This window comes from Bradyrhizobium roseum, from assembly GCF_030413175.1.
GTDB lineage: Bacteria > Pseudomonadota > Alphaproteobacteria > Rhizobiales > Xanthobacteraceae > Bradyrhizobium > Bradyrhizobium roseum.
The window spans coordinates 91,855-117,312 of the sequence record NZ_CP129212.1 but is presented as its reverse complement, the minus strand read 5'-3'; the positions used below and the strand labels follow the sequence as shown (position 1 = coordinate 117,312).

At 64.9% G+C, this 25,458-nt stretch carries 23 protein-coding genes and 1 tRNA gene; 15 read left to right on the top strand and 9 right to left on the bottom strand.

What is annotated here, in order from left to right; all coding sequences use genetic code 11:
• Positions 1 to 37: 37 nt before the first annotated feature.
• Together QUH67_RS00540 and QUH67_RS00535 are read right to left on the bottom strand one after the other, a co-directional pair.
• Positions 38 to 1,243 (bottom strand): CaiB/BaiF CoA transferase family protein, encoded by a 1,206-nt coding sequence (locus QUH67_RS00540; protein ID WP_300944718.1) that lies wholly within the window; start codon positions 1,241 to 1,243, stop codon positions 38 to 40.
• A gap of 210 nt (positions 1,244 to 1,453) precedes the next feature.
• Positions 1,454 to 1,879 (bottom strand): organic hydroperoxide resistance protein, encoded by a 426-nt coding sequence (locus QUH67_RS00535; RefSeq protein WP_300944717.1) that lies wholly within the window; start codon positions 1,877 to 1,879, stop codon positions 1,454 to 1,456.
• Positions 1,880 to 2,046: 167 nt separating this feature from the next.
• Here QUH67_RS00535 and QUH67_RS00530 point away from each other — a divergent pair, with 167 nt between their 5' ends.
• Positions 2,047 to 2,505, top strand: a complete 459-nt coding sequence (locus QUH67_RS00530) for a MarR family winged helix-turn-helix transcriptional regulator (RefSeq protein WP_300944716.1) — start codon at positions 2,047 to 2,049, stop codon at positions 2,503 to 2,505.
• A gap of 6 nt (positions 2,506 to 2,511) precedes the next feature.
• Here QUH67_RS00530 and QUH67_RS00525 read toward each other — a convergent pair whose 3' ends face one another.
• The 3 genes from QUH67_RS00525 to QUH67_RS00515 form a co-directional block, all read right to left on the bottom strand.
• Entirely contained in the window at positions 2,512 to 2,751 is a 240-nt protein-coding gene (locus tag QUH67_RS00525) for a GIY-YIG nuclease family protein (protein WP_300944715.1), read from the bottom strand.
• 132 nt (positions 2,752 to 2,883) lie between these two features.
• Positions 2,884 to 2,959, bottom strand: a tRNA-Ala gene (locus tag QUH67_RS00520).
• A 64-nt stretch (positions 2,960 to 3,023) separates the two neighbouring features.
• Entirely contained in the window at positions 3,024 to 3,449 is a 426-nt protein-coding gene (locus tag QUH67_RS00515; RefSeq protein ID WP_300944713.1) for a TIGR02300 family protein, read from the bottom strand.
• Positions 3,450 to 3,592: 143 nt separating this feature from the next.
• On the opposite strand from QUH67_RS00515, the gene aroA reads away from it, so the two are divergent.
• Genes aroA through QUH67_RS00500 form a run of 3 tightly spaced genes read left to right on the top strand, consistent with a single transcriptional unit; the run spans position 3,593 to position 5,931 of the window.
• Entirely contained in the window at positions 3,593 to 4,930 is a 1,338-nt protein-coding gene (gene aroA / locus QUH67_RS00510; protein ID WP_300944712.1) for a 3-phosphoshikimate 1-carboxyvinyltransferase, read from the top strand.
• 10 nt (positions 4,931 to 4,940) lie between these two features.
• Positions 4,941 to 5,555 (top strand): hypothetical protein, encoded by a 615-nt coding sequence (locus QUH67_RS00505; RefSeq protein WP_300944711.1) that lies wholly within the window; start codon positions 4,941 to 4,943, stop codon positions 5,553 to 5,555.
• A gap of 7 nt (positions 5,556 to 5,562) precedes the next feature.
• Positions 5,563 to 5,931, top strand: a complete 369-nt coding sequence (locus QUH67_RS00500) for a hypothetical protein (RefSeq protein ID WP_300944710.1) — start codon at positions 5,563 to 5,565, stop codon at positions 5,929 to 5,931.
• Between the two features lie 16 nt (positions 5,932 to 5,947).
• Here the strand turns inward: QUH67_RS00500 and QUH67_RS00495 are convergent, their stop codons facing one another.
• Positions 5,948 to 6,937, bottom strand: coding sequence for a Bug family tripartite tricarboxylate transporter substrate binding protein (locus QUH67_RS00495; RefSeq protein ID WP_300944709.1), 990 nt, complete (start codon positions 6,935 to 6,937; stop codon positions 5,948 to 5,950).
• 219 nt (positions 6,938 to 7,156) lie between these two features.
• Here QUH67_RS00495 and cmk point away from each other — a divergent pair, with 219 nt between their 5' ends.
• The 11 genes from cmk to QUH67_RS00440 all read left to right on the top strand — a co-directional run bounded on the left by cmk (position 7,157) and on the right by QUH67_RS00440 (position 18,119).
• Positions 7,157 to 7,786, top strand: a complete 630-nt coding sequence (gene cmk, locus QUH67_RS00490; RefSeq protein ID WP_300944708.1) for a (d)CMP kinase — start codon at positions 7,157 to 7,159, stop codon at positions 7,784 to 7,786.
• Between the two features lie 373 nt (positions 7,787 to 8,159).
• Positions 8,160 to 9,860: a 30S ribosomal protein S1 gene (gene rpsA, locus QUH67_RS00485; protein WP_212417156.1), complete on the top strand. Its 1,701-nt coding sequence runs from the start codon at positions 8,160 to 8,162 to the stop codon at positions 9,858 to 9,860.
• Positions 9,861 to 10,054: 194 nt separating this feature from the next.
• On the top strand, positions 10,055 to 11,035 hold the full coding sequence (gene sppA, locus QUH67_RS00480) for a signal peptide peptidase SppA (RefSeq protein ID WP_300944707.1): 981 nt from the start codon (positions 10,055 to 10,057) through the stop codon (positions 11,033 to 11,035).
• Between the two features lie 170 nt (positions 11,036 to 11,205).
• Positions 11,206 to 11,511 carry an integration host factor subunit beta gene (locus QUH67_RS00475; RefSeq protein WP_300944706.1) on the top strand — a complete coding sequence of 102 codons (306 nt, stop codon included), beginning with the start codon at positions 11,206 to 11,208 and terminating at the stop codon, positions 11,509 to 11,511.
• 78 nt (positions 11,512 to 11,589) lie between these two features.
• Positions 11,590 to 11,982 (top strand): LapA family protein, encoded by a 393-nt coding sequence (locus tag QUH67_RS00470; RefSeq protein WP_300944705.1) that lies wholly within the window; start codon positions 11,590 to 11,592, stop codon positions 11,980 to 11,982.
• A 62-nt stretch (positions 11,983 to 12,044) separates the two neighbouring features.
• Positions 12,045 to 12,704 carry a phosphoribosylanthranilate isomerase gene (locus QUH67_RS00465; protein WP_300944704.1) on the top strand — a complete coding sequence of 220 codons (660 nt, stop codon included), beginning with the start codon at positions 12,045 to 12,047 and terminating at the stop codon, positions 12,702 to 12,704.
• The gene (gene trpB, locus QUH67_RS00460) at positions 12,701 to 13,918 is read left to right on the top strand and encodes a tryptophan synthase subunit beta (RefSeq protein ID WP_300944703.1); all 1,218 of its coding nucleotides are present in this window, start codon (positions 12,701 to 12,703) and stop codon (positions 13,916 to 13,918) included. Before QUH67_RS00465 ends, trpB begins: the two co-directional genes overlap by 4 nt.
• Positions 13,915 to 14,751, top strand: coding sequence for a tryptophan synthase subunit alpha (gene trpA, locus QUH67_RS00455; RefSeq protein WP_300944702.1), 837 nt, complete (start codon positions 13,915 to 13,917; stop codon positions 14,749 to 14,751). Before trpB ends, trpA begins: the two co-directional genes overlap by 4 nt.
• Positions 14,752 to 14,850: 99 nt before the next feature.
• A complete protein-coding gene (accD, locus tag QUH67_RS00450) occupies positions 14,851 to 15,792 on the top strand; it encodes an acetyl-CoA carboxylase, carboxyltransferase subunit beta (RefSeq protein WP_300944701.1) in 942 nt (313 codons plus the stop codon).
• Positions 15,789 to 17,129: a bifunctional folylpolyglutamate synthase/dihydrofolate synthase gene (locus QUH67_RS00445; RefSeq protein ID WP_300944700.1), complete on the top strand. Its 1,341-nt coding sequence runs from the start codon at positions 15,789 to 15,791 to the stop codon at positions 17,127 to 17,129. The genes accD and QUH67_RS00445 overlap by 4 nt, the downstream gene beginning before the upstream one ends.
• 249 nt (positions 17,130 to 17,378) lie before the next feature.
• Entirely contained in the window at positions 17,379 to 18,119 is a 741-nt protein-coding gene (locus QUH67_RS00440; protein WP_300944699.1) for a metallophosphoesterase family protein, read from the top strand.
• Positions 18,120 to 18,188: 69 nt separating this feature from the next.
• Here QUH67_RS00440 and trxA read toward each other — a convergent pair whose 3' ends face one another.
• The 3 genes from trxA to addB all read right to left on the bottom strand — a co-directional run bounded on the left by trxA (position 18,189) and on the right by addB (position 25,253).
• A complete protein-coding gene (trxA, locus tag QUH67_RS00435) occupies positions 18,189 to 18,509 on the bottom strand; it encodes a thioredoxin (RefSeq protein ID WP_016847387.1) in 321 nt (106 codons plus the stop codon).
• A 106-nt stretch (positions 18,510 to 18,615) separates the two neighbouring features.
• Positions 18,616 to 22,113, bottom strand: a complete 3,498-nt coding sequence (gene addA, locus QUH67_RS00430) for a double-strand break repair helicase AddA (RefSeq protein ID WP_300944698.1) — start codon at positions 22,111 to 22,113, stop codon at positions 18,616 to 18,618.
• On the bottom strand, positions 22,107 to 25,253 hold the full coding sequence (addB, locus tag QUH67_RS00425; protein WP_300944697.1) for a double-strand break repair protein AddB: 3,147 nt from the start codon (positions 25,251 to 25,253) through the stop codon (positions 22,107 to 22,109). Before addB ends, addA begins: the two co-directional genes overlap by 7 nt.
• Between the last annotated feature and the right edge of the window lie 205 nt (positions 25,254 to 25,458).

Below are 25,458 nucleotides of genomic sequence, written 5' to 3'. Positions count from 1 at the left end.
TGGCTATGGGTGCCTGCGTTCGCAGGGACGACAGCGGTTACCGCTTGCGCTCGGACCCGCAGACCGCGCCCTTGGCGACCAATTCCTCGATATCGCCCTTTGAGTAGCCGAACTCGCCCAGCACTTCCGCGGTGTGCTGCGAAAATTTCGGCGGGGTCCGGCGCAGGCTCGGTTTGGTCCGTTCCAGCCGGATCGGCGAGGCGACACCCTTGTACCAATCCTTCTCGAGGATATCGCCGCGATGCAGCGTATGCGGATTTGTCAGTGCCTGGTCGATCTTCTGCACCGGGCCGGCGGGCAGTCCGGCCGCCAGGAGACGATTACAGAGCGGCTCGGCCTCGTGCTGGCTGAACACGGCGGCGAGTTCGGCGCGCAGCGCGTCGCGGTTGGCGATGCGGTCCTTGTTGCGGGCAAAGCGCGGATCGGTGCCGAGCTCGGGCTTGCCGATTTCCCTGGCGAGCTTGCGGAAGGTGCCGTCATTGCCGACGCCGATGAAGATGTTGTCGGTCTTGGTCGAAAAGATCGCGTAAGGCACCAGATTGGGATGCTCGTTGCCGGTCAGGCCCGGCGGCTTGCCGTGCATGAAATAATTGGCGGCGTGCGGATGCATGATGGCAAGGCCGGTTTCGTACAGCGTGGTTTCCAGAAACTGGCCGAGCCCGGAGCGTTGCCGCTCCGACAGCGCCATCAGGATACCGATCGCTGCGTAGAGCCCGGTGGTGATGTCCACCAGCGGAACGCCGATCCGCATCGGGCCGCTTTCGGGCGAGCCCGTGGCCGCGATCATGCCGGTCATGGCCTGGATGATGGCGTCATAGCCGGGGTTGCCGCCGCGCGGGCCGTCGGCGCCGAAGCCGGAAATCCGGCAATGCACCAGGCGCGGGAATTTCGCGCGCAGCATCTCGTTGCCGATGCCCCATTTGTCGAGCGTGCCCGGCTTGAAGTTCTCGATCAGGACGTCGGCGGTCTCCAGCATTTTCAGGAGCACGCCTCGTCCGCCCTCGGAGGTGAGGTCGAGCGCGATCGCGCGCTTGTTGCGGTTGATGCCGACGAAATAGGCCGCGTCCTCGTCGTGGAACGGAGGGCCCCAGTCGCGCACCTCGTCGCCGGCCGGCGGCTCGACCTTGATGACGTCGGCACCGTGGTCGGCGAGGATTTGCGTGCAATAGGGGCCGCCGAGCACGCGCGTGAGATCGATCACGCGCAGGCCGGTCATTGCGCCGGGAGCGGCTGCAGAACTCATGGACAAGAACCTTCGCTCAAGATGGAATCGAGTTCCTGAGCTAGCGGTCTTCCGGCGCGGCGGCAATGGTGTCCTGCGCAACGGCGCATGACGCCGCCGCCGTAGCGGGGCCACGAAAATTCCGTGAGGCGCGATGGCCCGCCGGTATCGCCGGCGGGCCAGTCGAACGTCGTCTTATGCAACCGCCGGTCGTTACACGACCGCCGGTCGTTACACGACCGTCAGCCGCACATCCACATTGCCGCGGGTGGCGTTGGAATAGGGGCACACCTGGTGCGCCTTGGCGACGAGAGCTTCCGCGTCCGCCTTGGCAAGGCCGGGCAGCGAGACGGCGAGGTCGATGTCGAGGCCAAAACCGCCCTCCGAACGCGGACCAATGCCGACGGTCGAGGTCACGGTGGCGTCAGCCGGCACTTTCGGACCACCCTGCGAGGCCACGAATTTCATCGCGCCGATGAAACAGGCCGCATAGCCGGCGGCGAACAGCTGCTCGGGATTGTTGCCGGCGCCGCCGCCGCCGCCGAGCTCTTTAGGGGTCGCAAGTTTGACGTCGAGCGCGCCATCGAGGGTGGCAGCGGTGCCGTCACGGCCGCCGGTGGCCTTGGCGCTGGTCTTGTAAAGCACGTTCACGGGCATGTCGGTCTCTCCTGGGTTTGCCGTTGCAACACGATTCATATGGCATACAATTTGATTGTGCACAATCTAGTTTGTTGCAACTGGCACAATTCAATTGTATGCAATTGAAATCAAGCGGTTAGGCTGGCGAATCGGCGCCTGCGCGCCCACCCGTTAACGAGGACGTGATGGCCAGGAAATCTTCGGCGGACTTTCCGCTGCGGCTCGACAATCAGATCTGCTTCGCGGTGTACTCCGCCGGGCACGCCTTCAACCGCGTCTATAAGCCGCTGCTCGACAGGCTCGGCCTGACCTATCCGCAATACCTGGTCATGCTGGTGCTGTGGGAGCGCGATGGCGTCCCGGTAAAAGACATCGGCGAGCGGCTGTTCCTGGATTCCGGAACGCTGACGCCGCTGCTGAAGCGGATGGAAGCCGCCGAACTCATCAAGCGCACCCGCAGTACGGAAGACGAGCGTCAGGTGCTGGTCGCGCTGACGCTGAAGGGTGAGGCGCTCAAGGAGAAAGCGCGGGCGGTGCCGCAATCGATTCTCGCGGCGTCGGACTGCTCGGTCGGCGAGCTTGTCGGGATGAAGAACGAGATCGTCGCGTTGCGGGACCGGTTGAATAAGGTGTTGGAGGAGTAGGGGAGGCTATAGGCGCTTCTTGGCGAAGGCGCGGCCGGAGTGGGATTTTAGATACTTCTCGAAGGCCAGCGCTTTGTACTTGTCAGGAAAGGCGCAGTACCAGATCAGCTTCCAAGGTTTGAATTTTGCGGTGTGCGCGGATTTGCCGGTGTTGTGGTCTGTGAGCCTGCGCTTCAAGTCTTCGGTCGCACCCGTGTATTCCTGATCGGGAAATTCAACGCTGCGGATGATGTAGACGTACCACATCGCGCTGTCAGCCCATTGTGTAGGAAAGGCTCGGGCCGCGCCAGCCCGTCTTCGCCCTTTGGGCTACGCCGGGCACGCTTCGCTCTTCGGGCTGTGCGCGGCTGCGCCACGCGTAGCCCGAAGGGCGAAGCGTGGTGGAGCCAGGCGGGATCGAACCGCCGACCTCTTGCATGCCATGCAAGCGCTCTCCCAGCTGAGCTATGGCCCCGTAGAATCGCATCGCCTCAAATCAGCGTGCGGGCACGTCCCTGAACCACAGTTCAGGGACGATCTCAAGTCTCTTCGTCGCCTCCGACGTCGCCGATGATGTCGGTGACGTCTTCATCGCCATCTTCTTCGTCGGGAATGAAGGTGGAATCGTCGTCGTCATCGCCTTCGATGGTCTCGTCGACCTCGATGTCGTCTTCCGATTCGGGAACCACGGCCTTGACCTTGCCGGTGTTCTCCTCGGCGTCGGCCTCCTCGAGCGAGACCAACTCTTCGGCCTCGGCGGCTTCCGGCAGATCGGCAGCGGCGGTGGCCGAAGCGGCAGCCGCGGCGCGTGCGGCATCGCCACGGGCGGCCCGCGGCGGCGCAATCGGCGCGATCGGCACAACCTCGCCGGTGTAGGGCGAAATCACCGGGTTCTTGTTCAGGTCGTAGAATTTCTTACCCGTCGTCGGGCAAATGCGTTTGGTTCCGAGATCGGATTTGGCCACGTGGGGATCCTGGGAAATTCTGAAAAACGGTGCTTCACTTGGCTAGTTAAGCGGCGGGTGTCAATAGCGGTTTGTCGCATTTGCCGGCCCCGTGACGCGGTGTGGCCCGTGTGGTACTGCGACCCGCGCAAAGGATCACGATCTTGACCCATCAAACCGCCCAAACCCCGCTGGAATCCCGCGCAAGCGGCCCCCTGAGCGGTAAAGTCCGCGTGCCGGGGGATAAGTCGATTTCGCACCGGGCCCTTATCCTGGGGGCGCTTTCGGTCGGCAAAACCACGATTTCCGGCCTGCTGGAGGGCGAAGACGTCCTCAATACCGCCAAATCGATGCAGGCGCTGGGGGCTCAGGTCGAGCGGACCGGGCCATTTGTCTGGCAGGTCAGGGGTGTCGGCGTCGCGGGCTTTGCCCAGCCGGCCGCCCCGCTCGATTTCGGCAATTCCGGCACCGGCTGTCGCCTCGTGATGGGGGCGGTCGCGGGGTGCCCGATATCGGCGGTGTTCGATGGCGACGCCTCGCTGAGGTCCCGCCCGATGCGCCGGATTCTCGATCCGCTGGAATTGGTGGGAGCCAAGGCCGGCGAGGCGAAGGAAGGCGGCCGCCTGCCGCTGACGCTGCATGGCGCCCGCGATCCCGTGCCGATTCTGTACCGGACCCCGGTGGCTTCGGCCCAAATCAAGTCGGCGGTGCTGCTGGCCGGGCTCGCCGCGCCCGGCGTCACCACCGTCATCGAGCAGGAAGCCAGCCGCGACCACACCGAACTGATGCTGAAACATTTCGGCGCCGAGATCGTCTCGGTCAACGAAGGCAGCCATGGCCGGAAGATCGCGCTGACCGGCCAGCCCGAACTGCACGGCGCGGAGGTGATCGTGCCCGCCGATCCGTCCTCAGCGGCGTTCCCGATCGTGGCGGCGCTGGTCGTCGAGGGCTCGGATGTGACCTTTTCCGACGTCATGACCAATCCGCTGCGCACCGGCCTGTTCACGACGCTGCGCGAGATGGGCGCATCGATCGAGGAAAGCGAGGTCCGCGGCGATGCCGGCGAGCCGATGGCCCGCTTGCGCGTGCGCGCGTCAAAACTGCGCGGCGTCGAGGTGCCGCCGGAGCGCGCGCCCTCGATGATCGACGAATATCTGGTACTGGCGGTAGCAGCATCCTTTGCCGAAGGCACCACCATCATGCGCGGCCTGCAGGAATTGCGGGTCAAGGAATCCGATCGCCTCGAGGCGACCGCCGCTATGCTGCGCGTCAACGGCGTCAAGGTCGAGATCGCCGGCGACGACCTGGTCGTCGAGGGCCGCGGCCATGTGCCCGGCGGCGGCCTCGTCGCCACCCACATGGATCACCGCATCGCGATGTCTGCGCTGGTGATGGGCCTCGCCGCCGACAAGCCGGTCAAGGTCGACGACACCGCCTTCATCGCCACCAGCTTTCCGGACTTCATCCCGATGATGCGTGCGCTGGGCGCTGAGTTTTCATGAGGCCGACGGGATGAGTGCAGCCTTCGACCGCGCCGCGCTCCTCGCCGCCTTTGACAGGATTGGACGCGCGGCGGTCGACGCGGGAACGAAGCTGCAAATCGCCGTGTATGGCGGCTCCGCGCTGATGCTGGCGAGCAATTTTCGGTTTGCGACGGAAGATGTCGATATTCGCGAGATTGGAATCGATTGGCCCGACTGGCTGTCCCAGGCCGTGTCAGCCATCGCAGCGGAGAACGACTGGTCTGCGACGTGGTTCAATGATGCGGTTACTTTTCATTTGAGTCCTCTGGCAAGTGATCGCGACCATGTTGCCTTTGGTACGTTTCCGAGGCGGAACGAGCCGGTGGGGCTGTCGGTGTTCATTCCTACTGCACGCTACATGCTGGCCTTGAAGCTGAAATCCCTTCGCATTTCGGACTTCGACAAGGGCGCGCAAGACATGTCGGACACCGCGAATTTGTTGAAGGTTCTCGGCTTGACGGAGGTCGAGCAGGCGATCGAGGTATTGGCCGAGTTTTTTCCAAAGAGCGCGGCAGATGCAGACAAGCAGCGTTTCGTGCTAAGACGCCTGCTGGCCGGAGATGTTCTGACCGATGCGCCCCAATACCCTCGCACAGACCGCTGATCGAATGATGGAAGGTGAGGCGCGCGACAAGGCCTTGTCGGAATTCCTCGATCAATTCTACCTTGCCGTGACGCCCGAGCAGAAAGCTGCCATGCTCCGCGACGAACCCGCTCCGACGGGCGACGCCCGGCTCGAAGGATTGCTTGGGGCGGTAGCAGAATATCTCGCTCATCAGCACGAACTACCTGACGTCCCTGGGTGGGCCTTCTCGCCGAAGAGATATCTCGAACATGCGTGGCATGCGTCTCCATTTGCTGACGATGGTGCGCGCGAATACCTGACCTTCAGCAGTCCCGCCGAGTTCGCGTCGCGCAACATCTTTACCGAAGAGCGGCCGTTGCGGCGGGCGCGCGGCCCGCATCCGTCGGGGCAATAGCGCCCGCTCGCGCGGTTCAGGACGGCGCGAGTCCGAGGCTCGTCACCGCCTCGAGCCAGATCGGCGATTCTTCTTTATAGAGTTTCTGCGTCTCCTCGAACGTCATCGCGGTGTCGTCGACGCCGAACGATTTCATCAATTGTCGCAGCTTTTCAGTCTTGCCGCCGTCGACGAGCAGCTTCGACAGTTTCTGAACGACCGCTTCCGGCGTCCCCGCGGGTACCGCGCAACACTGGAAGCCGGTCAGCTTGAAGATCGGCGATGTCGTGCCTTGTTCGGCGAAGGAGGGCACGTCCGGCAATGTCGACATGCGCTTGCGCGAGACGGCGACCGCACGGCCGCGGCCGCTCTGCAGCACGGACAGTGCGGCGGAATAGCTGCCGTGGGCGCCGTCGATGAATCCGCCTGCAAGGTCGGTCCACATCGGCGCCTCGCCGCGATAATGCACCGCTTCCATCTTGAGGCCGTACTGCTTGTTCATTTCGGCGACCGCCATGTGCGCGTAGGAGCCCGCGCCGTAGGTGCCGATGTTGACCTTCTCGGCCTTCTTCGCATAGGCGACGAATTCCTCGAGCGTCTTCGCGCCGGTCTTCTCGGCGGCCACGAACGGCAGGCTGCCCGCCGGCATGATCGAGACCAGCGTAAAATCCTTGTCGGCGTCGTAGCCGATATCCTTGATCAGGACGCGGTTCATGATCATCGTCGTCGAGATCGTGAACATCAGCGTGTAGCCGTCGGGCGCGGCGCGCTTGGCTTCGATGGCTGCGACCGAGCCGGAGGCGCCGGCCTTGTTTTCCACCGTCACGTTCTGGCCGGTCTCGGAGCGGATGTATTCGCCGTAGGTGCGCGCATACAAATCGGTCTGACCGCCGGCCGGATAGCCGGCGATGATTTTGATCGGCTTGGTGGGCCAGTCGGCCTGCGCATGGGCCGAGGATCCGATCAGCGGGATCGCCGATGCGGCCGCGGCGGTACCAATGAAATGACGTCGTGAAATCGTGCTCATGTGATCCCTCCAGCCCGTGCTTTTTTAAGCAGATCCTCTGAACGGGACTCCCGGGCACTCGCAGAATAGAAGCAGCTAGTGGTTTGGGCGAGGAACATTTGGACGCATCCGGGCGCGGGTCAGTTCGCCCTGCGGAATTCACATTTCTCGTAACGGTGCCATCCGTCCCCCGGGTGGCGGCTCTTGACCCGCGTGCGGCGCTGTCGCACATGGCGTTCCATGATCATCGCCATTGACGGGCCGGCGGCATCCGGCAAGGGCACGCTCGGCAAGCGGCTCGCGCAGCACTACGGCTATCGTCACCTCGACACCGGGGTGATCTACCGCGCCGTGGCGAAGGCGCTGCTCGATGCCGGCCACGATCTCACCGATGAGGCGCGGGCGGTGAAGGTGGCGATGGAGCTCGATCCCCAGACGTTCGGCGATCCCGAGTTGAAGTCGCACCGCATCGGCGAAGCCGCTTCCGTCGTCTCGGTGATTGCGAGCGTGCGCGAGGCGCTGGTCCATTTTCAGCGCCAGTTCGCGGCCGATCCGCCCGGCGCCGTGCTCGACGGCCGCGACATCGGAACCGTGATCTGCCCGGATGCCGACGTCAAAATCTTCGTCGTCGCCGACCCGCAGGTGCGGGCCCATCGCCGGACGCTGGAAGCGCTGTCGCGGGGCGAGGCTGCTGACGAGGCGATGGTACTGGCCGATATCCTCAAGCGTGACGAACGGGACAGGAACCGCGCCGCCGCGCCGCTCAAGGCCGCCGCCGACGCTCATATCCTGGATAATTCCAATCTCGACATCGAGGGCGGCGTCCGCGCCGCCATCGCCATCGTCGAGGCGGTCCGCGCCGGCCGCTGAAGGGCCGGTTTCCGGGCATGGCGCGGGCCCGCTTCAGCCCCGAATCGGGCATTTCCAGCTTGCCGAAAATGGCCTTCGGGGCTATATCCACCGCCATCCGGGCCACCATCGATGAGATCAGGGCTGTCCGAGCGGGCCGGCGGGAGGTTTGAACCCCCGCCGTCATTGGAGGAAAGTCCGCTCCAGGCTCCTGAAGTCGATACGCTCGTTTCAGGCTCCGGATAAATCAAACGTATCGGACGTGCAGGCATGCTGCCGGCCCGCTTTTGCGCACTCCCGCAAACGCGGTCGTTGGGATTTGCGGACCCTGACACCTCACGCGCGATGCGCCCATTCACCCGAACTGCCGGCAATACCCGCATCTGGAGAACAAATGGCTTCGACTGCTGCTTCTTATAATCCTACCCGTGACGATTTCGCTGCAATGCTGGACGAGTCCTTCGCCGGCGGCAATCTGCAGGAAAGCTCCGTCATCAAGGGCAAGGTAGTTGCAATTGAAAAGGACATGGCCGTCATCGACGTCGGCCTGAAGACCGAGGGCCGCGTCGCGCTGCGCGAATTCGCCGGCCCCGGCCGCGAAAGCGATCTCAAGGTTGGCGACGAGGTCGAGGTGTTCCTCGACAGGATCGAAAATGCGCTCGGCGAAGCCGTGCTGTCGCGCGACAAGGCGCGCCGCGAGGAAAGCTGGGGCAAGCTCGAGAAGGCCTTCAACAACAACGAGAAGGTTCACGGCGTCATCTTCAACCAGGTCAAGGGCGGCTTCACCGTCGACCTCGACGGCGCGGTCGCCTTCCTGCCGCGCAGCCAAGTCGATATCCGCCCGATCCGCGACGTCGCGCCGCTGATGAACAACTCGCAGCCGTTCCAGATTCTCAAGATGGATCGCCGCCGCGGCAACATCGTGGTGTCGCGCCGCACGGTTCTCGAAGAGACCCGCGCCGAGCAGCGCCAGGAGCTGGTGCAGAACCTCGAAGAGGGTCAGGTGATCGACGGCGTGGTCAAGAACATCACCGATTACGGTGCGTTCGTTGATCTCGGCGGCATCGACGGCCTGCTTCACGTCACCGATATCGCCTGGCGCCGGGTCAATCACCCGACCGAGGTGCTCACCATCGGCCAGACCGTCAAGGTCAAGATCATCAAGATCAACCACGAAACCCACCGCATTTCGCTCGGCATGAAACAGTTGCTGGACGATCCGTGGCAGGGCATCGAGGCCAAATACCCGCTGAACGCGCGCTTCACCGGCCGCGTCACCAACATCACCGACTACGGCGCGTTCGTCGAACTGGAGCCGGGCATCGAAGGCCTGATCCACGTCTCGGAAATGTCGTGGACCAAGAAGAACATGCACCCCGGCAAGATCGTTTCGACCTCGCAGGAAGTCGAAGTGCAGGTTCTGGAAGTCGATTCGGTCAAGCGCCGCATCTCGCTCGGCCTCAAGCAGACCATGCGCAATCCCTGGGAAGTCTTCGTCGAGAAGTTCCCGGTCGGTTCGACGGTCGAAGGCGAGGTCAAGAACAAGACCGAGTTCGGTCTGTTCCTGGGTCTCGACGGCGACGTCGACGGCATGGTCCATCTGTCCGACCTCGACTGGAAGCTTCCAGGCGAGCAGGTCATCGACAACTTCAAGAAGGGCGACATGGTCAAGGCCGTGGTGCTCGACGTCGATGTCGAGAAGGAGCGCATCTCGCTCGGCGTCAAGCAGCTCGAAGGCGACCCCTTCGCCGAGCCGGGCGACGTCAAGAAGGGCGCGGTCGTGACCTGCGAAGTGCTCGAAGTGAAGGAAGCCGGCATCGAGGTGAAGATCTCGGGCACCGACTTCACCACCTTCATCAAGCGCTCCGAACTCGCCCGTGACCGCAACGACCAGCGCGCCGAGCGCTTCGCCGTCGGCGAAAAGGTCGATGCCCGCGTGATCCAGTTCGACAAGAAGGCCCGCAAGGTGCAGGTCTCGATCAAGGCGCTGGAAGTTGCCGAAGAGAAGGAAGCCATCGCGCAATACGGCTCCTCCGATTCGGGAGCGACGCTGGGCGACATTCTCGGCACCGCGCTCAAGAACCGCGACAAGTAAGCATTCGCGCGATTTGTCTGCGACATCAGGCCCCGGTTTCGACCGGGGCCTTTTCTGTGCCTTCCTTCTCCCACAAGAGGAGAAGGAAACCGGGCCTTGTTTTCTTCAAATTACGTCGCAATTGATGTAATCAGATAACGCTTCGCTCACGCTGCGAATGCAAAAACGCGCGGACTGCTTCCAGGAGAATTTTGATGTCGCTCGATTCGGACGTGATCGTCGATCGCCGCAGGATCCGCCGCAAGCTGACCTTCTGGCGGGTCGCCGCCGGGGTGATCGCCATCGCGGCGATCATAGGCGTCGGCGCGGTCGCGACGACGAGCGGACCGGCGGCGCTGTCGGCGACGAGCTCGATCGCGCGGGTCAACATCGAGGGGTTGATCCGCAGCGACCAGCAGCGCGTCGAGGCGCTGGAGCGGCTGGAGAAGTCGAATCACGCCGCCGTCATCATCCATATCAACTCGCCCGGCGGCACCACAGCCGGCTCCGAGCAGCTGTATGATTCGCTGGTGCGTTTGAAGGCCAAGAAGCCGGTCGTGGTGGTCGTGGAGGGGCTGGCCGCCTCGGGTGGCTATATCGCGGCGCTCGCCGCTGATCAGATCGTCGCGCGGCAGAGCTCACTGGTCGGTTCGATCGGCGTGCTGTTCCAGTTCCCGAATTTTACCGAGCTGTTGAAGACGGTGGGCGTCAAGGTCGAGGAGGTGAAATCCTCGCCGCTGAAGGCCGCGCCGAACGGGTTTGAGCCGACCAGCCCGGAGGCGCGCGCCGCCCTCGATGCGCTGGTAAAGGATTCCTACGCCTGGTTCCGCGGCCTGGTGAAGGAACGGCGCGGCATGGATGACGCGCTGCTGGAGAAGGTCGCGGACGGGCGGGTTTTCACCGGCCGCCAGGCGGTCGAACTGAAGCTGGTCGATCAGCTCGGCGACGAAAAAACCGCCGTGGCGTGGCTGGTGTCCGAAAAGAAGGTCAAAAGCGATCTGCCGGTGCGCGACTACAAGCTCACGCCGCGTTTCGGCGACCTGACGTTCCTGCGCACCGCGGCCTCGATCACGTTCGATGCGCTCGGTTTGAGTTCGATTGCGCGCCAGATCGAGCAGGGCGGCGTCGCCCAGGCGGTCGATCAGCTCTCGCTCGACGGCATGCTCGCCTTGTGGCGCCCGGCGGCGCCGAACTGAGCCTTGCCGGCTGCCTTCGGTTACTTTCTCCCGCACTGCGGGTGTTGCCGCATAGCCTCTTTGGGCCCTTCGCGGCGTGGTCCGCGCTGCCCAAAAGTGATTTAGCGTCTTGACAGTGCAAGGTATTTTCACGGAAATGGATATCCGCACGATCCCGGATCCCAACTTCGATGATCAAATCCGAACTTGTTCAGCGCATCGCCGAGCACAACCCGCACCTCTATCAGCGGGATGTGGAGAACATTGTGAACGCGATCCTCGACGAGATCGTGGCTGCACTGGCGCGCGGCGACCGTGTCGAGCTGCGCGGTTTCGGCGCTTTTTCGGTCAAGCATCGCCCCGCCCGCGCGGGACGCAATCCGCGTACCGGCGCCCACGTACCGGTCGATCAGAAAAGCGTGCCGTTCTTTAAGACCGGCAAGGAAATGCGCGAGCGGCTGAACCGCGAAAACGGCGCGCCCGAGGCTGGCGCGTAGGCGCTTTTTCGATTTGACTATTTGTAGCCGTGTTGCGGGCCCGTTGCCCGCCTTCCTCGATCACTACGAGCGATGGTCATGCGAAAGTTCTTCACGGCTCTGGTCGTCATTCCCCTAGGGCTCATCTTCATTGTCTTTGCGGTCGCCAACCGTCATTTCGTGACGGTCTCGTTCGATCCCTTTAACTCGACTGATCCGGCGATCGCGGTGTCGATGCCGCTGTTCGTCATAATCATCGCGGTGGCCATGGTGGGGGTGGTGGCTGGCGGCATGGCGACCTGGTTCCGCCAGCGCCACTGGCGCCGCGCGGCGCGCCAGCATGAGGCGGACGCCCGCCGGGCCAGGGCGGAAACGGACGCTTTGAGGGCCGCGGCAGCGGTTTCCCGGGCCGACCAGCAGCGGCTTCCGGCACCGTCCGGTTACGGATTCTATGGGGCCGCAGGGCGAGACAAGCAGGGCGCGACGTTGTAGAACCCGCCCCGTCAGCCCTGTTCCACAAGGTCCCGGGGCGCGAAACCCGTTCCCGAGAGACCATGCCCCTGCTCGTCAAAATCTGCGGCCTGTCCACGCGCGAGACGCTCGACGTAGCGCTCGAGTCGGGCGCCGACATGGTGGGTTTTGTGTTCTTTCCGCCGTCGCCGCGCCATGTCAGCCTGGAGGTCGCGCGCGATCTCGGCCGGCAAGCCAAGGGCCGCGCCGCCAAGGTGGCGCTGACCGTCGATGCCGACGATGCCATGCTGGAAAACATCGTCGAGACGCTCAAGCCGGACCTGCTGCAATTGCACGGCAAGGAAACAACCGCGCGCGTTCGCGACATCAAGGCCAAATTCGCGCTTCCGGTCATGAAGGTGATCGCGGTCGAAACCTCCGCCGATCTTGCCGGGCTGCCGGGCTATGCCAGCGTCTCCGACCGCATCCTGTTCGACGCCCGCGCGCCCAAGGGCGCCACCCGCCCCGGCGGGCTGGGGGCCGTGTTCGACTGGCACGTGCTGGCGAAACTCGAGCTTGATTTGCCGTATCTGGTTTCAGGCGGGCTCACCGCCGATAACCTGGCGGAAGCGGTCCGCGTCACCCGCGCCGGCGGCGTCGATGTGTCTTCGGGCGTTGAAAGCGCGCCCGGCGTCAAGGATCCCGAGATGATCCGCCATTTCATTCGCGCCGCCCGCGCCACCGAAGAACTGATGGTCCGATGAATCCAAATCTGCCCAATTCCTTCCGTACCGGCCCCGACGAGCGGGGGCATTTCGGCATTTTCGGCGGACGCTTCGTCGCCGAGACGCTGATGCCGCTGATCCTTGACCTGGAAAAGGCCTATGCCGACGCCAAGGCCGATCCGGCGTTCCAGGCCGAGATGAACGGCTATCTCAAGAACTATGTCGGCCGGCCGTCGCCACTGTATTTCGCCGAACGGCTGACCGAGCATCTCGGCGGCGCGAAGATCTATTTCAAGCGCGAGGAGCTGAATCACACCGGCTCGCACAAGGTCAATAACGTGCTCGGCCAGATCATGGTGGCGCGCCGGATGGGCAAGAAGCGCATCATCGCCGAGACCGGCGCCGGCCAGCACGGCGTCGCCACCGCGACGCTGTGCGCGCGGTTCGGGCTCGACTGCGTGGTCTATATGGGCGCGGTCGACGTCGAGCGGCAGCAGCCCAACGTGATCCGCATGGAGATGCTGGGCGCCAGGGTGGTCCCGGTACAGTCGGGTTCGCGGACGCTGAAGGACGCGATGAACGATGCGCTGCGCGACTGGGTCACCAACGTGCACGACACATTCTACTGCATCGGCACGGTCGCGGGCCCGCATCCCTACCCGATGATGGTTCGCGATTTCCAGTCCGTGATCGGCGACGAGACGCGTACCCAGATGCAGGAGATCGAGGGCCGCCTGCCGGATTCGCTGATCGCCTGCATCGGCGGCGGCTCCAACGCGATGGGGCTGTTTCATCCCTTCCTGGACGATCCCTCCATCGAAATCTTTGGCGTGGAGGCCGCGGGGCATGGCCTGACGCAGCTTCATGCCGCTTCGATCGCCGGCGGCCGGCCCGGCGTGCTGCATGGCAACCGCACCTATTTGCTGATGGACGAGGACGGCCAGATCCAGGACGCGCATTCGATCTCGGCGGGGCTGGATTATCCCGGCATCGGCCCGGAACACTCGTGGCTGCACGAGACCGGTCGCGTCACCTATCTGTCGGCGACCGATGAAGAGGCGCTGGAGGCGTTCCAGCTGCTGTCCCGGCTGGAAGGCATCATTCCCGCGCTCGAACCGGCGCACGCCATCGCAAAGGTGTTGGAGCTCGCCCCGAAGCGGCCGAAAGATCATTTGATGGTGGTCAACCTGTCCGGGCGCGGCGACAAGGACGTGCCGCAGGTCGGCGACATCTTGAAGGGCAGGAAGAAGTGACCACTCGCATCGACGCTTGTTTTGCCGAACTCGCCAAGCAGGGCCGCTCGGCGTTCGTCACCTTCCTGATGGCCGGCGATCCGGACCCCGCGACGTCGCTCAGCATCATCAAGGCGCTGCCGAAGGCCGGCGCCGACATCATCGAGATCGGCATGCCCTTTACCGATCCGATGGCGGACGGGCCCTCGATCCAGGCGGCGGGCCTGCGCGCGCTGAAGGCCGGCATGACCTTGAAGAAGACGCTGGAGATGGTCCGCGGCTTCCGCAAGGACGACAACGCCACGCCGCTGGTACTGATGGGCTACTACAATCCGATCTACATCTACGGCGTCGACAAGTTCCTCGCCGATGCCAAAGCCGCCGGCGTCGACGGCCTGATCATCGTCGACCTGCCGCCCGAGGAAGATACCGAACTCTGCATTCCCGCGATGAAGGCGGGACTCAATTTCATCCGCCTGGCGACGCCGACCACCGACGACAAGCGTCTGCCCGCGGTGCTCGCGAATACCTCCGGCTTCGTCTACTACGTCTCCATCGCCGGGATCACCGGGGGCGCGGCCGCCGACTCCAATGTCGTCGGCGAGGCCGTCGCCCGCATCAAGCGCCACACCAAACTGCCGGTTTGCGTCGGCTTCGGTATCCGCACGCCGGACGCCGCGCGGGCCATCGCGCAGAAGGCCAACGGCGCCGTGGTCGGCACCGCGCTGGTCGATGCGCTCCACGCCAGCCTCGATGGCGAGGGCCGCGCGACCCCGAAGACGGTCGGTGCCGTGGCCGATCTGGCATCGGCCCTGGCGCAAGGCGTAAAGGGCGCGAAACAGGCCGCAGAATAAGCCATAATTGGGTGGAATAGGGCTGAGTCGCGGCTTGTTGGGCTAGGTCCCGGTCGCCATATCCCAGTCAATGCGCCTAACCGCATTTCGGAGCGAACCATGAATTGGCTCACCAACGTCGTCCGGCCGAAAATCCGCAACATCCTGCGCCGCGAGACGCCGGAGAATCTGTGGATCAAGTGTCCGGATTCCGGGCAACTCGTGTTCTACAAGGACGTCGAGGCCAATCAGTTCGTCATCCCCGGCTCGAACTACCACATGCGCATGGGCGCGGTGGCGCGGCTGAAATCAATTTTCGACAACGAGACCTGGTACGACATCGCGCTGCCGGAAGTGATGGCCGATCCGCTCAAGTTTCGCGACGAGCGCAAATACGTCGACCGTATCAAGGACGCACGCGCCAAGACCGGGCTGAACGATGCCATCAAGGTCGGTTACGGCAAGCTGGAAGGCGCCGGTGTCGTCGTCGCGGTGCAGGATTTCGACTTCATGGGCGGTTCGCTCGGCATGGCCGCGGGCGAGGCGATCGTGCGCGGGCTCGAACTGGCGGTCGAGAAGAAGTCGCCGTTCATCATGTTCGCGGCCTCTGGCGGTGCGCGGATGCAGGAAGGCATCTTGTCGCTGATGCAGATGCCGCGCACCACCGTCGGCGTGCAGATGCTGCGCGAGGCCAAACTGCCCTACATCGTGGTGCTGACCAATCCGACCACCGGCGGCGTCACCGCGTCCTACGCCATGCTGGGCGACGTGCAGATCGCCGAGCCCGGCGCGCTGATCGGCTTTGCCGGCGCGCGCGTCATCGAACAGACGATCCGCGAAAAGCTGCCGGAAGGTTTTCAGCGCGCCGAGTATCTGCTCGATCACGGCATGATCGACATGGTCGTGCATCGCCACGAGATGCGCCCGACGCTGGCGCGGCTGTGCCGGATCCTGACCAAATCACCGGCGCTCGAGTCCGCGTCGAAGCCGGCGCCTGAGGTCACCGACCCGGCGCAAATCGTCGCTGTGCCGGAAGCCGCGCCGGCTGCGCCCCACGCGTGAACCTGCCCGCCGCCAATTCCCGGCCGCTCGATGGATTGATCGCGCGGCTGTCCGCGTTGCATCCGAAGCAGATCGATCTAGGTCTTGATCGCATGCACCGTCTGCTGGCGCGACTCGATCATCCGGAGCGCCTCTCGCCACCGGTGATCCATGTCGCGGGAACCAACGGCAAGGGCTCAACGATCGCCTATCTGCGAGCGACGCTCGAAGCGGCAGGCCTGCGCGTGCACGTCTACACCTCTCCCTATCTGGTCAGGATCAACGAATGTTTTCGTATCGGCGAGACCGGCGGTGGCCGGCTGGCGGATGATGCCGGGTTGCGGCGGGTGCTGGAGCATTGCGAACAGGTCAACGCGGGTGAGCCGATCACGATCTTCGAGATGCAGACCGCGGCGGCGTTTTGCCTGTTCGCCGAACACGACGCCGATGTCGTGCTGCTGGAAACCGGTCTCGGCGGGCGGCTCGACGCCACCAACGTCGTCGAGCAGCCGATCGCAACGGTGATCGCGCCCATCAGCATGGATCATATGGAGTTCCTCGGCGACACGCTGGCATCCATCGCCGGCGAGAAGGCCGCCATCATCAAGCGCGGTGTGCCGGTGATCTGCGCCGAGCAGGCGGGCGAGGCGATGACGGTGATCGAGACGCAGGCCAAGCGCATGCGCGCGCCGCTGCATGCGGCGGGACAGCAATGGCATGTCGGTGTCGAGCGCGGGCGGCTGGTCTATCAGGACGAGCGGGGCCTGATGGATCTGGCGGCGCCGAAACTGTTCGGCCGGCATCAGTTCGACAATGCCGGTCTTGCCATCGCAACGCTGCGCGCGATCGAGGCGTTCAAAATCGGCATGCCGGCGTTCGAAGCGGGCATCGTCAATGCCGAATGGCCGGCGCGGATGCAGCGGCTGGTCACGGGCACGCTCGTCGATCACGGACCGAAGGGCTGCGAGATCTGGCTCGATGGCGGGCACAATGCCGAAGGCGGCCGCGTCGCGGCGGCAGCATTGGGCGATCTCGAAGAACGGGTCTCGCGCCCGCTGGTGGTGATCGCCGGCATGATGGCGAACAAGGATGCCGGTGCGTTTCTCGCCAATTTCGCCGGCCTGACGCGGCACATCATTGCCGTGCCGATCCCTGATCGCGATAGTGCGATGCCGCCGGATCGGCTGGCGGATGCGGGGCGCGCGCTGGGCATGCGCGTGGAAAATGCGGCTGGTGTCGAAGCGGCGCTGCACGCGCTGTCGCGGCTGGTCTATGAAGTGCCGCCGCGCATCCTGATCACGGGATCGCTCTATCTCGCCGGCCATGTACTTGCGATCAACGGCACGCCGCCGGGATAGGCACTGCCCGAACGGAAATGCCGCTGGAATCGCTTCCAGCGGCGACCCGGGAAGAAATATCGATTGCTTAAGAACTAGCCAGCCCCGGTGGTTGTAAAATACTAACTCAGGATTGTACGGACGGCCAGTCGGAACACGGATTCATATATAGAACCAAAGGAGTATGTTGCCGGGCGGTGTCACCCAAATGAGTTAAATGACGTGACATGGTTTTTGCACGGTCATGCAACCGGAAGCAGGAAAGTTCACATGCGTTTTGCCGCGATCGCCGATGTGCACGGAAACTATCTCGCACTCGACGCCGTGCTGGCCGACATCCGCGCGCAGGGCATCAGCGATATCGTCCATCTCGGCGACATGGCGAGCGGCCCGCTCGACGCGCGGCGGACCATGGATACGCTGATGGCGCTCGATGCCGTTCACGTGCTCGGCAATCATGATCGCTATCTGATCGACCGTCCCCCGGAGAAGATGGGCTCGTGGGACCGGCCGGCCCATGCGCAGCTCGAAGCCCGTCATCTCGACTGGCTGCGCGCCGTACCAAGAACGGCCGTGTTTCGCGGCCAGGTTTTTCTTTGTCACGCTACGCCTGACAATGATGAGATCTATTGGCTGGAGACGGTGCTGCCCGACGGCGCCGTGCGAATCTCATCTCTTGAGACGATCGAAAAATATGCCCACGGTATCACGCAACCGCTGATCCTCTGCGCACACACGCACATCGCGCGTGCCGTGCGGCTTCGCGACGGGCGGTTGATCGTCAATCCCGGCAGCGTCGGTTCGCCCGGCTTTCGCGATGTCCATCCGTTTCCGCATGCGGTCGAGGCCGGCACGCCCGATGCGCGCTACGCAATTCTAGAACCGGCCGTTGGTGGCTGGGGCGTCACCTTCCGCCATGTGCCGTACGACCACGACGCGATGGCCGCACTGGCGCGAAAGAATCGCCAGCCCGAACTGGCGCATGCGCTGGCGACGGGGTGGATCGGGTGAACGGCTGCCGCAAAAAACAAACGGCCGGTTGTTCACCGGCCGTTTCAGAATCAGCATATCGAAACCCGATTACACCGCAGCGGTGATCCACTGCTGCAGCTTCGCCTTCGGCGCGGCGCCGACCTGGCGGGAGGCCATCTCGCCGCCCTTGAAGATCATCAACGTCGGGATCGACATCACGCCGTATTTCGAGGCCGTCTTCGGGCTCTCGTCGACGTTCAGCTTCACGATCTTGACCTTGTCGCCCATCGCGCCGGAAATCTCGTCGAGGGCAGGGGCGATCATGCGGCAGGGGCCGCACCATTCGGCCCAGAAATCGACGACCACCGGCCCGGTTGCCTTGAGCACTTCGGCTTCGAAATCGGCGTCAGAAACCTTGCCAACGGCCATGGGAAATACCTCGTTCGGTTAGGAATAAAAGGGCGCGGATGAGAATCGCGCCCTCGGGATGATAGGGGCAAACCTATGAACGCGATCCTGCCCGGTCAAGCGCGGCTCACGCCGAGATGATGGATGCCAGTTCGGCCTCCAGCGCGGGGGCCGAAATCTCCATTAATTCAGCGGTTTCTGTCCAAAGCAGCGCGGCGCGGACCGGGAGCTGGGGATAAAGCCCGCCCAGCACCGCCCGGTACAGCGCAAGCTGGCGGACATAGCCCTTGGGCGCCTCGGCGGTGTCACTCGGTGGGGCATGGTTGGTCTTGAAATCGACGATCAGGACCTCGCTTTCCGTGACCGCGAGGCGGTCGATCTGCCCGGATACCAGCGCAGGGCGGCCGCTCCGCCGCTCCAGCCGGCCGACGATCGGGACCTCGGCCCGGCTGCCGGTAGCGAATACCGCCGCGAAACGCGAATCGGCGATCAGGGCCAGCGTGCTCTCGGCGAGCGCCTGCCGTTCTACTTCGCTCCAGCCATCGGCATTGCGGGCCAGATAGGCCCGCGCGGCCTCGCGGCGGCGCTCCACGGCCATATCCGGCAGCGACTGCAGCAGCCGGTGCACCAGCGTGCCGTGCTGCAGCGCGCGGGCGCGCTGTTCGAGTGATTCGGCGGCGCGCACCTTGCGGCTGTCGTCCTCCGCCGGATCGGATGGCCGTACAAAACTTTCCGCGGAGATTTCCGGCTGCGCGGGGGTCAGCAGCCAGTTGGGCAGCACCAGCGGGGCCGGCGGGGTCGGTGCTGCCGCGGGCGCGGCCGGCGGCGCGCTTTCCTCGGGGCGCGTGTAGCGCTTCACCGGTCCGCTGGCGGTCTCGATCTCCTGAAGCTGCAGGGTGGAACCCTCGAGTCCCCTGGTGATCAGATCGTACCAGGACAGCGGCCGGACGCTTCGCATGTTGCCGGGCAGGCAGCCGCCGACGATCAGCCGGTCGGCGGCGCGCGTCATCGCGACATAGAGCAGGCGGCGGTATTCATCCTCGGTATCGCCGATCATCGCCGCGCGCGCCGCGACGACGGCCGGCGGATCCTCGGCCTTGCGGCCGGCCCATACCACCACGCCGGGCGCATGCGGATCGGCATTGCCCTGCGACAGGTTGATCAGCTTGAGCCGCTGCGTGTCCGACGGCGAGGTGGTGGTGTCCACCAGAAACACGACGGACGCCTCCAGCCCCTTGGCCCCATGCACCGTCATGACGCGAACCTCGTCGCGCGTGATTTCCATGTCGCGCTTCACTTCGAGGTCGGCGGTACGCAGCCATGCCATGAACCCTTGCAATGAGGCCGGCGCCTTGCGTTCGTAGTTCAGCGCCAGCTCCAAAAACTCATCCAGCGCGTCGTTAGCCTCGTGACCGAGCCGGTGCAGGATGCGCGCGCGGCCACCGTTGCCGCCGAGCAGCCAGGCATAGAACGCGAACGGCGTCTCGTGCGCAAAGCGCCGCTCGCATTGTTCGAGCCGCCACAGTGCATCGCGCAGCCGGCCGTCGATCGCGGCGCGCTCGGACAACGCCGTCCGCAGCGATCCCTTGCGCTGCCAGGCGATCTTGAACAGGTCGTCGTCGCTGAGGCCGAACAGCGGGCTCTTCAGCGCCGTCGCCAGCGCGAGGTCGTCCTGCGGCAGCAGCAGCGCGTCGGCGAGGTTCATCAGGTCGATGATGGCGATATGCTCGGTCAGCTTGAGGCGATCGGCGCCGGCCACCGGAATGCCGGCATGCTTCAGCGCCTGGATCACGGCGTCGAACGCGTTGCCGCGCCGCCGCACCAGCACCAGCATGTCGCCATAGCGCAGCGGCCGGCGGCTGTTCGCGCTCCCGGTCATCGCGCCGCTGCCGACCAGCGTCTTGATCTCGCCCTGGATGCGCCGGGCAAGCTTCACTTCCGGGCTGGTCGCGGCGACGCCGTCGAACGGCGCGCGCCAGCCTTCGATGTCCTGCCGGTCATCGGTCTCGGCCAGTTCCCATAGATCGATCTGGCTCGGCCCGGCGTCGGCCAGTGCGTGATGGATCGGATTGCCGATGTCGACCGCATGAATGCTGCGAAAAATATCCTGCTCGCGAAACACCTGGTCGACCGCATGCAGGATCGCCGGTCCCGAGCGGAACGAATAGGTGAACGACACCGGATCGAACTTCAGCCCCGCGCCCTCGAACTTGCGCTGCAATTCGCGCCGGCGCAGGTCGAACTCGCGGGGAGCTGCGCCCTGGAACGAAAAGATCGACTGCTTCTCGTCGCCGACCGCGAATACCGTTCGCACCACGCCGTCGCGCGCGCCCGCGCCGGTCGTGAATTCGGAGATGATGTGCGCAACGATGTCCCATTGCCGCGGGCTGGTATCCTGCGCCTCGTCGATCAGCACGTGGTCGACGCCGCGGTCGAGCTTGTAATGTACCCAGCCCGAGGAGACGCGGTCGAGCATGGCCAGCGTCTTGTCGATCAGGTCGTCATAGTCGAGCAGCCCGCGCTCCTGCTTTTCGCGGCGATAGTTCGCCGCCGCCGCCGTCGCGATATAAAGCAGCGCCTCGGTGCGGTCGCGCGCGACCAAAGCGCGGCGGCGCGCGATCAGGGGGAGGATACGCCGGGCTTCCGCTTCGATCAGGCGGCCGACGGCCGGATTGTTGTCGCAGAATTTCTTCGTCAGCACCGTTTTGCGCGGCGTGCGGTCGGCTTCCGTCAGGAATACGCTGAGATATTCGTCAACCTGCGCCGCGCCTGAAAATATTAGCGCGCCGCGCAGCCGTGCCGCCTGGTCCTGATCGGTCTTGCTGCCGGTCTGCAGAACCTGGGCGATCGCCTCCCATTCGGCGCGCGGCAGGTGGGGACCGTCGAGGATGTCGCGCTCGACGGCCTCGATGCGATCGTTGGGATCGACGCCGAGCGCCGCCGAAATCTGGGCTGCCGCGACTTGCGCGCTGCCGGCGGCATCCGTCCACGCCATGAAATGATCGCGGCTGAGGCAGGCTTCGCGCACCACGTCCTTGAAGGTCACATCGGCCGCGCTCGCCATCGCCGTCATCAGCGCGCGGCCGGTGGCGCTTTCAGGGTTGCGCGAGGCCTCGAGGAAGACGCCGAGATTGGCGCGCTCCATCATCTCGTTCTGGTCGCGGTCGTCGAGCACGGCAAACCGCGCCGGCACGTTGGCCTCGAACGGGAACTGCTGCAGCAGCCGGGTGCACAGCGCGTGGATGGTCTGCACCTTCAGCCCGCCCGGCGTCTCCAGCGCGCAGGCGAACAGTTTTCGCGCCGCCTTGCGCAGCTTTGCGGAGGGATTCGCAATGCCGGCATCCTCGATGGCTGCGTCCAGCGCGTCGTCGTCGAGCGTCACCCAGTGGCCCAGCGTGGTGAACACCCGTTCCGCCATGTTGGCGGCGGCAGCTTTGGTGAAGGTGATGCAGAGGATTTTTTCCGGCGGCACGCCTGACAGCAGCAGCCGGATCACCCGCTGCACAAGAACATGCGTCTTGCCCGAGCCGGCGTTCGCCGACACGAACGAGGACGCCGCGGGATCGGACGCGCGCGCCTGCGTGTCGCGCACATTGGGCGGGATGATGCGGGCGGCCTTCACCATTCCTCGATCCCCAGTCCGCCGGCCGCCGACCATTCCTTGATGCGCGCGAGATCGTCATAGGCGCCGTAGCGGTTCGACCACATTGACAGGTTCAGCGACGTGTAGGCTGTCTCCTCGTTCTCGAACTTTCGGATCAGCGCCTCGAGCTGTTCAAGCGCATAGTCGGCCGCTTCGTCGGGCCGCTGCGGCGTGTCATTGCTCCGGATCTTGAGCTCCAGTGTGCGCTGCTCGCCGGGCGGATTGTTGCCGCTGAGCCTGACATAGACGAGCTGTCCGACGGACGAGCCGGCGTGGATGTTTTCGAATCCGCCTTCGCGCAGGATCGCGGCCTCCAGCGTCAGTTGCGGCGACAGGCCCATGCGCACTTGCTTGCCCGTCGGCGGCTGGCCGGTCTTGTAGTCGAGGATCGCAAAGCTGCCGTCATGGCGCTGCTCGATGCGGTCGGCGCGCGCCGACAGCGTGAAGATGCGATCGTTGTCGAGCGGGATCTTGATCTCGCCGCGGATCTCGGCGTCAATTTTTTCGATGGAGTCGCGCCGCGCCGTTTCCCAATCGGCAAACCAGTCGGCGATGCGCCGGAAGCGCGGCCACCACAGCGCCCGCGCCTCGGGACGCTCCATCAGCGGCGCGAAGAATTTTTCGCCGATGCTGCGCAGCACCAATGCAGGCTGCGGCGGCAGCGCGTCGGCGAATTGTTGCGTGAACTCGCCGAGCGCGCCATGGATCGCCGAACCACGGTCGGCTGCGGACAGCGGCATGTCGACGGGATCGAGCGGATCGAGCCGCAGAATATATCTTGCGTAGATCGTATAGGGATCGCGCAACCAGTCCTCGATCGCCGTCACCGACAATTTTGTCGGCCGCGTCGCGACCGGCGGTTTTGGCGCGGGCTGTTCGATCGGCTCGACTTTATCGGGTTGGTCGAGTTCGGCGGCGTAGCGGACGTAATTCTCACCGGCACGCTTGGCCGCGTCCCAGCGTTCCTCGCCGGCGACGGCTTCCAGCCGGTGCAGAAAGCGCGAGGCGACGGCGGGCGCGCCGCCGACCTTGGCCGCATGGGTCAGGATCACATCTTCCGTTCCCAGGAGTTGCGCAAAATCGTGCGCGGAGAGACCGATGCGCCGCTCCGGCAGGTCGAGGCCGAGTTCATGGCGCATCGGCCGGCTCAGCCAGGGGTCGACCCGCGGCGCCGGCGGCCAGACGCCCTCGACCAGTCCGCCGAGGATGACGCGGTCGGATTCGGTCAACCGCGCTTCGAGCTGGCCGTAGATGTGCAACTGCGCGGTCGCCGATTCCGGTCGCCGCGCCATCCGGTCGGCATAGGCGGTCTGGAACAGTTCGGGGTAGTCGCCGAGTTGTACCATCAGTCCGCTCGGCTTCTGCTCGGCCAGCAGATCGTCGAACGCGGCAGATAACGCCGCGCCCTGCGTTTCCTCGAAGGCGACGGCAATGCCGTTCTGGTCGGACGACAACGCGATCAGCACTTCGCGGTGGCGCAACGCCAGCTCGGCAAAGTCATAGGGCTTTGACGCGCCCATCACTTCCAGCGGCGACATTGCCTTCAGCAGCGCTGCGATCAGCCCCTGCGCCGCGTCGAGTTCGTCATCCCGCAGTTTCGCGCGCGGCTCGGAAGCGTGCAGCGAGGACGTCTCATGGCTGCGGAGCTTTTTCAGCTCAGTCCGGAATCGATCGAAGTCGCGCACGAGGCCGGCCGTGCCCGGCTGCGGCCGGGTGCCGCGCAGCAGCGCCAGTTCAAGGGTCTGGATGGCGTGCTTGTGCGCGCCGGCAGCACCGCCGAGGCGAAACAGCGGATGCTTCAGCAGCGCGAGCAGCGTCGGCGGCTCCAGCCCCCTGCCAGCGGCTTCCGCGGCCAGGCGCGCAAAGATGCCGGCGGGCGTGTCCATCAGCGCGTCGCCGCCGGAATCGTTGAAGTCGAGATTCCAGCGCCGCAACGCCGCCATCACCCGCCGCGCCAGCGCGCGATCCGGCGTCACCAGCGCCGCCGATTTGTCCAGGTGCCGCGCCTCCCGCATCGCCACCGCAATCGCCAGCGCCTCCATCTCGGAATTCGGCGCCTCGACGACGGCAAGTTTTGCCATGCCGTTCGCGATCCTCTGCGACACATCCGGCTGGGCCAGACGGTCGTGCCATTGCTCGGTCGCGCTCGACGGCCGCATCGTCTCGGACACCAGCACCTCGCGTCCATGCGGCTTTGGCGCGGCGAGGATTTCGACATCGCTGCGCTCGATGCCGAACCGATCCAACAGACCATGCATCGCGTATTGCGGGTGGTTGGAAGAAGGCTGCGTGGTGAACTTGCCCTGCGCGTCCCTGACGCCGCCGATGATCTGCCAGGCGTCCTCGTCGAGATCGATATCGAGCCCCGGCAGCACCACGGCGCCGAGCTTGAGGCCGGCGACGGCAGCGAGGAATTTCGCGGTCGCCGGCATCGAACCGGTCGATCCGGCTGCAACGACCGGTCCCGCATGATGCGCGGTCAGACGTGCGGCCTCCGCCTCGATCAGGCGGTCGCGCCGCTCGGCGGGCTCGATCCGGCCGATCTCTTTCAAATGCTCCGGCCACGCCTTGCGCGCGATGCGCAGGAATTCCAACGAGTGCTGCCAGTATTTGTCGAACTGGTCGGGCACCAGCCGGTCGAGCGCTTCCCAGGCGACTCCGCGCGTCACCATGTCGTCCATCAGCCGTGCCAGATCGCCGGCCAGCGCCAGCGTCGAAGCCGGGCCGCCGACCACCAGCGGCGCCGACACCGGACTCTTCGCCCATGCCGCAACCAGATGCGCCAGCGTCAGGCGGCGCTCGAGTTCGCCGAGCCGCGGCGGAACGTCGAGCGGCGCCACGCCGCTGAACTGTTCGGTTCCTTCCGCAAACGCCAGCTCGTCCTCGTCGATGTCGCCGAGCGCCACGATGCGCGGCAGGATGGCGGCATCCGTCTTGAGCTCATCGAGAAAGATTTCACGCGCCAGCCGTCCCGCGCGGCGGGTCGGCAGATAGAGCGTCGCGGTCGCGAGGTTGAGCGGATTGTTGCGCGCCTCGAATCCCTCGACCAGCCGGCCGTCGACCAGCGCCGCGATGACGGTGCGCAGGAGCGGCACGGAGACGGGAACGCTGAAGACGCGCATGGGGGCCCTGATTCGAGATCAGGCGCAATATAGGGCGGTAATCAGGGAAGGTCAGGGGTGGCGGCGGGGATGCCCACCGCTCTCTCTCCCCGTCATTCTCGGGCGTGCGCAGCACGAACGCGGAATCCAACGATCGACTTGCGCTGCGGCACGATGGATTCCGGGTTCGCGCTTCCGCGCGCCCCGGAATGACGACGGAGGGTCG